Below are 8,300 nucleotides of genomic sequence, written 5' to 3'. Positions count from 1 at the left end.
CTTCAACCTTGGCAAGGTTGCACTCTACCACTGAGTTACTCCCGCGTGGCGTGAAGAAACTTATAGGGGATTCGGGCAGAGGTGTCAACAGGAAAAACGCTGAACGGGGAATTTTTTTGCACTGCATGGGCACGTTGCGGAGAAGCGCAAGTCGTTGGACCGTTTTCTCTTCGGAAGACCTGCCGACGGACTGCCGCTGATGCGGGAGAGGCGGCGTCCTGCGCTTTACGAAAGCAGAGACGAAAGGGAGAGAAAAAAGGCCGTGAGGCGGGGCGTTTTGCCGGAGAGCGGAGCACCCGGGCCGGAACCGGCAGAAGGAGCGTGCGCGCAGCGCCTGCGCCATGGCGCAGGGGAAGGGGCTTTGCTCCGTGCGCGGGAGAACTCCGTGCCTGCACGAGGCCTGTCCGGGCCCGGTTCCCGCTTCTCTGCGGGGGAGGCATTCTTCTTTCGGGCGCTGAATGGTGCCCCTGTTCCTTGCCTCGCGGTGCGTCAGTGCCATGCTTCTTTTGCAGAGCGCAAAAAAAGGAGCGCCCGGAGACGCTCCTTTCCCGACGTTCAGAACGGGTCAGTCCTTGTTCTTTTCTTCTTCGCGCTGCTTTTTTTCCTCCTCCTCACGGAGGGCCCGACGCAGCACCTTGCCCACCATGGACTTGGGCAGCTCGTCGCGGAATTCAAAGATGCGCGGCACCTTGTAGGATGCGAGCTTGGTGCGGCAGAAGGCCGCGAGCTCGGAAACGGTGATCTTTTCCCCTTCCTTGGGCACGATGTAGGCCTTGAGGGTTTCGCCGCGGGCCTTGTGAGGCACGCAGAGAGACACGGCTTCCTTGATTTTGGGGTATTCGTGAAGCACCTCGTCGATTTCGCGGGGGAACACGTTGTAGCCGCCTACGATGGCCATGTCCTTTTTGCGGTCCACGATGAAGTAGTAGCCGTCGCTGTCGCGATAGGCGATGTCGCCGGTATGCAGCCAGCCGTCGACCAGGGTGGCTGCGGTTTCTTCGGGCTGGTTCCAGTAGCCCTTCATGACCTGCGGGCCGCGTATGATGAGCTCGCCGCATTCATTGTCGCCAAGCTCGGTCCTGCCGGTTTCAATGTCCACGATGCGGACCTCCGTTTCAGGGATGGGCACGCCTATGGAACCTATCTTCTGCAGTCCGTACACGGGGTTGGCGATGACCACGGGAGAGGCTTCGGTGAGTCCGAGACCTTCGGTGATGTTGGCGTGGGTGATGTCCTGGAACTGCTTGAGGCTGGCCTGGGGGAAGGGCGAGGAGCCGGAAATGCAGAGCTGGATGCAGGTAAGGTCGTACTGGGCGATGTCCTTTTGCTGCATGAGGGAGATGTAGACGGAAGGCGCGCCCACGAAGAAGGTGGGGCGGTGCTTCTTGATGAGTTCCAGCACGTCGTGGGGGGAGTAGCGCGGCACCGGCATGGTGGAGGCGGCGAGCACGGCGGGCAGCACGATGTTGCCCATGAGTCCGAACACGTGGAAGAAGGGCATGATGCTGAGGAAGCTGTGCGAGGAGTTGGAGGCGTCGCAGTGGATGACGGCGAGAAGCTGCTGGATCTGGGCGGAAAGGTTGCCGTGGGTGAGCATGGCGCCCTTGGAAAAGCCCGTGGTGCCGCCGGTGTACTGGAGAAGCGCCAGCGTGGAGGCGGGATCCTTGGGCTCCTCGCTGTAGCGGCGGCCGGTCTTGAACATGGCCTTCCAGGGAATGATCGAATGGCCGTTGAACTTCACTTCGGGCAGATGACCCTGACGTCTGGCCTGAAGGGGCTGGAGAATGTTGAGCGGGAAGGCCAGCGCGTCGGCAATGCGGGACACGACGCAGGTCTGCACGCCGAGGCGTTCGCGCAGGGGTTCTATCTTGTTCCAGAACAGGTCGAGGGTGATGAGGAACTTGGGCGTGGCGTCGCTGAAGTGGTGGGTCAGCTCCTTTTCCATGTAAAGGGGGTTGGTCATGACCACCGTGGCTCCCGCCTTGAGCGCGCCCCAGAAGGCGATGATGGTCTGAGGGAGATTGGGAAGCATGATGGCCACCCTGTCGCCGGTGTTCAGACCGTGATCACGCAGGGCTGCGGCAAAGGTTTCGGCCTTTTCCCTGAGCTGCTTGTAGTTGAGCGTGAGATTCTGGAAAATGACGGCCTTGTGGTCGCCGAAACGGTCGGCAGCTTCGTCCAGATAGGACTGGAGGGAACGGGGAATGATGTTGAGATGCACGGGAGCGCCCTCGGCAATGTGGGGCAGCCATGCGGGAGATGAGGCGTTCATGAAGCATATCCGTGGTTAGAATGACATTAAACAGGTATACTTTATCGGATGGACGCCTGTTCTGTCACGCACAAAGTAGGGGAAATCTTGTCGGATGATGAAAAAAGGAGGCTGAAAACAGCCTCCTTTTGCAGTCATGACGCCGGAAAACGGGGTAAGGATTTACAGGGCGTGCGAGCTTGCGGGCACCTGCCAGTCGATGCCGAGCGTGCAGGAGCTGAGCTTGAGCGCGGGAGCGCTCTGATGACGCTTGAATTCCGAGGACGCCAGACGGCGCACCACGCTGCGCACCACGTCGTCGGAAACGCCGGGCACCACAAGGGTTTCGGGGTTGGCGGCGTTTTCGAGCAGCTCGTGCAGCACGGCGTCGAGCACTTCATAGGGAGGCAGGCTCTCTTCGTCCACCTGTCCGGGATGCAGCTCGGCCGAAGGCGCTTTTGTGAAAATGTGCTCGGGAATGATCTCCTTGCCGCGCATTTCGTTGTACCAGCGGGCCACCTTGTAGACCTCGGTCTTGTAGATGTCGCCGATGGGCTCAAGCGCGCCCACGGTGTCGCCGTAGAGGGTGCAGTAGCCCGCGGCGTTTTCGGACTTGTTGCCGGTGCCGAGCACGGCGCGTCCCAGACGGTTGGCGAAGGCCATGAGCAGGGTGCCGCGGATGCGGGGCTGAATGTTGTCGGCGGTAAGATCGTTTTCCACGGCGGGCAGATCGGCGAAGAGCGGGGAAAGCACGGAGTCGAAGGCGTCCATGACGGGCGTGATGCGGGCGTTGGCGGTCTGGATGCCGAGATTGCCGGCCAGCACGTCGGCGTCGCTTTCGCTGTGGTCGGTGCTCCAGCGGGAGGGCATGAGCACGGCGAGCACGTTTTCGGGGCCGAGGGCCTCCACGGCGATGCAGGCCACGAGGGCGGAATCCATGCCGCCGGACAGGCCGAGCACGACGCCGCTCATGCCGCACTTTCTCACGTAGTCGCGCACGCCGAGCGTGGCGGCGCGGAACAGGGCTTCGGGCCGTTCGGGCACGTCCTGCACGGTTTCGGGAGCCTTGTTGCCGTCGAGGGCGACGGCGCTTGCGGACACGGCGTCCTTGGACAGGTCGATGACGAGGGCGGCTTCCTCAAAGGCGGAAGTGCGGGCCACCACTTCGCCGGACGCGTCGAGCACGAAGCTGCGGCCGGAGTAGATGAGGCTGTCCACCGCGCCGCACTGATGCACGGAAATGACGGGCAGCTTCCACAGGCTGGCGAGGGCGGAGCAGTGCATTTCGCTTTTTTCCTGGGTTTCGGGCAGGAAGAGCTCGGCGGAGGTGAAGAGCACGGCGTCCACCGAGGAGGCGGCGCGGGCGCTCTTGAGCAGGCCGAGGGCTTCCTGATGGGCCCAGGCGGGTTCGGTTTCCGGCAGATAGAGGGAGGGGCCGCCGGGAATGCGGATGACGCCGTTGGCCTGTCTTGCCAGCGCGATGAGGTTGCCCTGCGAGAGCAGCACATAGAGGGGCACTTCCGCGCCGGTGAGGGAAATGAGCATGTCCGGGCCGTCGGCGAGCAGTTCTGCGAGCTCATGGGCGGCGTCGCGGCAGCGGCGGTAGAAGCCGCCGATGTGCTTGAGGGGTTCCCAGGGCATGCCGGCAAGCGCGTAGGCGGGAGTGACGCAGAGCGTGCGTTCGCCCTCGGCTGCGGGATGGGCGTCCATCGCCTTTTTGGCCATGTCGGCCAGTTTGTGCGCGTTGCCGCGGAAGTCGCCGGGAATGGGATTGTGCTGGAGAAGAACGATGTGCATGAGAAACCTCGATGGCCGCTCGGCCGGATGTATCTTGGAGCGTTTCCGCAGAAAAGCGGGAATCCCGTGGGAGGGGGCAGGCACCGTTCATGCACGGCATAGGCCTTCGTGGGGCGGGAGCCGGCGTGCGGATGCCGGGAATGTCCCCGATACGGGACAGCCGCGCTCCCGGCTCCCGTGGAGCGGAAAACGCGGCTTTCGTCATGGTGAAACTAGTCGTGCAGAACGTCCTGCATGTTATATAACCGGCCGGGCTTCTGCGAGACTATCCAGCGGGCGGCGCGCAGGGCGCCGTTGGCGAAGTTCTCGCGGGAGTGGGCCTGATGGGTGATTTCAATGCGTTCGCCGGGGCCCATGTAGTAAATGGTGTGCACGCCCACCACATCGCCGCCGCGCAGGGACTGGATGCCTATTTCCGCGTGCTTGCGGGGCTCGCGCACGTCGAAGCGGTTGGTGTTGATGTCGTCGCGGGTGAGTCCCTTGGCCTTCAGCAGCGGTTCGGCAAGAAGCAGGGCCGTGCCGCTCGGCGCATCCTTTTTCTTGTTGTGGTGGATTTCCATCATTTCCACGTCGTAGGCGTCGCCGAGCAGGGCGGTGAGCCGGGGGAGAATGTCCATGATGACGTTGATGCCCACGCTCATGTTGGCGGAGCGGAACACCAGAGAGCGGGAGGCGAGCTCGTCGAGCTCGGCAAGCTGTTCGTCGGAGAATCCGGTCGTGCCGATGATGACGGGATTGCCGTTTTCGGCGGCGGCGCGGGCCGTGACCATGGTGGCCTCGGGGGCGGTGAAATCGATGACCACGGCGCCCGGGCAGGCCGGCAGCACCTTGGAGATGTCGCTGGAAATCAGCGCGCCGGAGGCCTTGAAGGCCGCGAGCCTGTCTTCCGCTTCCTGGCGTTCGAGCACGGCGGCAAGGGAAAGGTCGTCCGCCTCATTGACGAGGCGGGCAATGGTGGAACCCATGCGGCCGGCGGCACCCATGACGATGATGGAAAGAGCCATATGATTTCTCCGGTATTTGTGGGATTGTATACAAGCACAGAGCATAAGAAAATATGGTGTGGAGCGCAAGTTATGCGGCTTAATTCACATTAAAACCCGGACAGGAGAAGGGCGCATCCTGTTGAACCTGAAACGCTGCACGGGGGAAGCGTTTCCTGCAAAGGCTTTTGCGTAAGGCGATTCGTTCCTTCGAGGGAGTTTCGACGCGCTTTCATGCCGGCCTGTGTGTCGTGAACGGAATGTATCTGTGCATAAGTTCACGAAGTGAGGGCTTTTTCCTTTGCCTTGTGCGGCAGCAGCGTCGGCGGGAGAAAAACGGTGCCTTTACATGCAAAAAACGCCCCTGCCGGAACAATCCGGCAGGGGCGTTTTGCGTTCGGCGTCCGCGAAGGGACGCCGTTCATGACGGTGTTTCGCGCGTATGCGCGGCTCTTACGCCTGCTTTTCAGCGATTTCCACGGAGATGCGGGCGATTTCCAGCTCTTCGTCGGTGGGGATGACGGCCACCTTCACGCGCGAGCCTTCCTTGCTGATGAAGTGAGGATCGCCGCGGCGGACGTTGTTGAGTTCGGGATCGAGCTCGATGCCGAATTCCTCGAGGTTCTCAAGGATCTTGGCGCGGACGGGAGCGGCGTTTTCGCCGATGCCGCCGGCAAAGGCGATGAGGTCCACATGGCCGAGGGCGGCCATGTAGGCGCCGATGTACTTCTTCACGGAGTAGCACTGCGTGTTGAAGGTGAGGATGCAGTCGGGATCGCCCGCTTCCACGCCGGCTTCGATGTCGCGGCTGTCGCTCTTGCCGCACAGGCCGAGGAAGCCGGACTTCTTGTTCATGAGGGTATCGATTTCATCGGGGGTGAAGCCTTCGTTCTTCATGAGGAAGGGAACGATGGCGGGATCGATGTCGCCGCAGCGGGTGCCCATGACGAGGCCCTGCAGAGGGGTGAGGCCCATGCTGGTGTCCACGCACTTGCCGGCGCGCACGGCGGACACGGAGCTGCCGTTGCCGAGGTGGCAGACGATCACGTTCACTTCGGAAGGCTTCTTGCCGAGCAGGGCGGCGCCGGCCTTGGACACGAAGCGGTGGGAGGTGCCGTGGAAGCCGTAGCGGCGGATGTTGTACTTCTTGGTGAGTTCCTTGGGCAGGGCGTAGGTGTAGGCGTAGTCGGGCATGGTGGCATGGAAGCCCGTGTCGAACACGGCCACGTTGGGCACGCCGGGGAACAGCTTTTCCATGGCCTCGATGCCGGTGAGGTTGGCGGGGTTGTGCAGCGGGCCGAGCGGAATGTAGTCGCGGATGACCTGCTTGACTTCCTCGGTGACGAGGGCTTCCTGATAGTCGGGTCCGCCCATGAGCACGCGATGGCCGATGACCACGATTTCGGCCGGATCGTCGATGACGCCGCCGAGTTCATGCTTCATGAGCACTTCGGCCACCTTGGCCATGCCGGCGGCATGGGTGTCGTAGTTGCCGGGGTATTCGAACTTTTCGGTTTTGCCGTCGGCGGTGAAGCGCTTGTGGGTGAGCATGCTGTCGGGGGAGCCGATGCGTTCCACGAGGCCCTGGCAGAGGCGGCGTTCGGTTTCCTTTTCGAGGACCTGATACTTGAAGGAGGAGCTGCCGCCGTTGATGACGAGAATTTTCTTGACCATTATTTGAGTCCCTTTTCGGCCTGAGCCTGGATAGCGGTGATGGCAACGGTGTTGACGATGTCCGGCACGGTGCAGCCGCGGGACAGATCATTGACGGGCTTGCGCAGGCCCTGAAGCACGGGGCCGATGGCCACGGCGTGGGCGGAGCGCTGCACGGCCTTGTAGAGGTTGTTGCCGGTGTTGATGTCGGGCACGATGAACACGCTTGCGCGGCCGGCCACGGGATCGCCGGGCATCTTGGTCTTGGCGGTGGCGGCGTCCACGGCGGCGTCGTACTGGATGGGGCCGGTGATGAGCAGTTCAGGAGCCTTTTCCTTGGCGAGGCGGGTGGCTTCCTTCACCTTGTCCACGGTGGGGCCCTTGCCGGAATTGCCGGTGGAGTAGGAGAGCATGGCCACGCGCGGTTCGAGGCCGAAGGCGGCGGCGGTTTCGGCGGTGGTCACGGCGATGGTGGCGAGCTGTTCGGGATCGGGATCGAGGTTGATGGCGCAGTCGCCGTAGGTGTTCACGCGGTCCTTGAGGCAGACGAAGAAGGCGCTGGACACGATGGAGGCCGTGGGCTTGGTCTTGATGAATTCAAGGGCGGGGCGCACGGTGTGGGCGGTGGTGTTCACCGCGCCGGAAACCATGCCGTCGGCCTTTTCCTTGTAGATCATCATGGTGCCGTAGTAGGTGCTGTCGGCCATCTTTTCGCGGGCCTGTTCGATGGTGACGCCCTTCTTGGCGCGAAGCTGCGCGTAGGTTTCCGCGAAGTCTTCAAAGTCGGGGGCGGTCACGGGATTGATGATCGTGGCGCCGTCCACGCTCAGGCCGAGTTCCGCGGCACGGGCATGGATCTTGCCTTCGTCGCCGAGCAGAATGATGTCGGCCACCTTGCGCTGGATGAGGATGGCGGCCGCCTTGATGAGTCTGTCTTCCTCGCCTTCGGGCAGCACGATGCGCATGGGATGCTTCTGGGCCTGCTCGATGAGGCCGAACTCGAAGAGGCGGGGGGTGATGTGGCCGTTGCAGGAATCAAGGATGGAGGCGAAGTCCGCGGCCCTGCTGCTGACGGGGAAGGAGAAATACGCGGCCACGGCCTTTTCGTCTTCTTCGCTCATGCCGGAAAGGAACACGCCGAGAAGTTCCACGCACTGTTCCTTCATCTGGCACTGGAAGGTGGTGACGGTGGCGGCGACTTCGGCGGCGGAGCAGCCTTCGCCGGAAAGGGCGAGCACCACGGGAGCGCCCATGTTGGCGGCCACGCAGGTGTTCAGGGCATTTTCAAAGGCGGCGCTTTTGCCGGTAAAGTCGGTGCCTTCGCAGAGCACGAAGTCGGCCTTGGCGGCGGCTTCCTTGTAGGCGGCAAGAACGGAGTCGACAAATTCGTTGCACTTGCCGCTGTTGATGAGCTCAAGAGCGGTCTTGAGGCAGGGAACGGGACGGAACAGAGCCGGGGCCTTGGAAGCGCCCTTGATGAGATCCATCAGCCCGGCGACGGCTTCGGCCTTGCCGGAATTCGCCGCAAGAGCGGTGACGAAAAGCGTGCGTGCCATGGGAAAAACTCCTTCACATAGAGAAATTCAGCCGGAAAAGAAACGCCTCTGGCGGGGCAG

The 8,300-nt window shown here is 62.5% G+C and carries 5 protein-coding genes; all 5 read right to left on the bottom strand.

Going from position 1 to position 8,300, the window contains the following annotated elements:
• Nucleotides 1-565: 565 nt before the first annotated feature.
• Entirely contained in the window at nucleotides 566-2,272 is a 1,707-nt protein-coding gene (locus QZZ60_RS09255) for a long-chain fatty acid--CoA ligase (protein ID WP_295640760.1), read from the bottom strand.
• 162 nt (nucleotides 2,273-2,434) lie between these two features.
• Nucleotides 2,435-4,048, bottom strand: coding sequence for an NAD(+) synthase (gene nadE, locus QZZ60_RS09250; RefSeq protein ID WP_295640758.1), 1,614 nt, complete (start codon nucleotides 4,046-4,048; stop codon nucleotides 2,435-2,437).
• Between the two features lie 212 nt (nucleotides 4,049-4,260).
• Nucleotides 4,261-5,052, bottom strand: a complete 792-nt coding sequence (dapB, locus tag QZZ60_RS09245) for a 4-hydroxy-tetrahydrodipicolinate reductase (protein ID WP_295640756.1) — start codon at nucleotides 5,050-5,052, stop codon at nucleotides 4,261-4,263.
• A 432-nt stretch (nucleotides 5,053-5,484) separates the two neighbouring features.
• Nucleotides 5,485-6,705 carry an acetate/propionate family kinase gene (locus QZZ60_RS09240; protein ID WP_295640754.1) on the bottom strand — a complete coding sequence of 407 codons (1,221 nt, stop codon included), beginning with the start codon at nucleotides 6,703-6,705 and terminating at the stop codon, nucleotides 5,485-5,487.
• A complete protein-coding gene (gene pta, locus QZZ60_RS09235) occupies nucleotides 6,705-8,240 on the bottom strand; it encodes a phosphate acetyltransferase (protein ID WP_295640753.1) in 1,536 nt (511 codons plus the stop codon). Before pta ends, QZZ60_RS09240 begins: the two co-directional genes overlap by 1 nt.
• Between the last annotated feature and the right edge of the window lie 60 nt (nucleotides 8,241-8,300).

Origin of the sequence: uncultured Mailhella sp., assembly GCF_905187505.1 — a bacterium.
Lineage (GTDB): Bacteria > Desulfobacterota > Desulfovibrionia > Desulfovibrionales > Desulfovibrionaceae > Mailhella.
This window is presented reverse-complemented; position numbering and strand designations above follow the sequence as displayed.

Bases quoted from the DNA above. Each gene is read 5' to 3' on its own strand.
- dapB (WP_295640756.1), bottom strand. From the start codon at position 5,052: ATGGCTCTTTCCATCATCGTCATGGGTGCCGCCGGCCGCATGGGTTCC.
- QZZ60_RS09255 (WP_295640760.1), bottom strand. From the start codon at position 2,272: ATGAACGCCTCATCTCCCGCATGGCTGCCCCACATTGCCGAGGGCGCT.
- QZZ60_RS09240 (WP_295640754.1), bottom strand. From the start codon at position 6,705: ATGGTCAAGAAAATTCTCGTCATCAACGGCGGCAGCTCCTCCTTCAAG.
- pta (WP_295640753.1), bottom strand. From the start codon at position 8,240: ATGGCACGCACGCTTTTCGTCACCGCTCTTGCGGCGAATTCCGGCAAG.
- nadE (WP_295640758.1), bottom strand. From the start codon at position 4,048: ATGCACATCGTTCTTCTCCAGCACAATCCCATTCCCGGCGACTTCCGC.